This is a genomic window from Vibrio sp. HI00D65, assembly GCF_001635455.1.
Taxonomy (GTDB): domain Bacteria; phylum Pseudomonadota; class Gammaproteobacteria; order Enterobacterales; family Vibrionaceae; genus Vibrio.
The window spans coordinates 1-220 of sequence record NZ_LWEH01000247.1 but is presented as its reverse complement, the minus strand read 5'-3'; the positions used below and the strand labels follow the sequence as shown (position 1 = coordinate 220).

Sequence of the window (220 nt, the reverse complement as noted above, 5' to 3'; positions counted from 1 at the left end):
TCGTGTTATTTATCTCGATGGCGACATTGTGCTCTGCCGCACATTGAATGACGGCTTCAAAGTCGAAATCAAAATTAGGATTACCCAAATGACCGAGTGCATCGACGCGACCACCTTTGATGACATTTAAGAGAGCCTCAGTATGAGCTGCAGAATCTGACGGACGGAATACAGGCTCATGAAAGCTCGCAATTACCCAATCTAAGTTCTTATCAACACT

Annotated in this window: 1 pseudogene; it reads right to left on the bottom strand. The window is 44.5% G+C overall.

Annotated elements, in window-relative coordinates:
* Positions 1-220: pseudogene (locus A3712_RS16975) on the bottom strand (phosphatase); the annotation flags it as partial.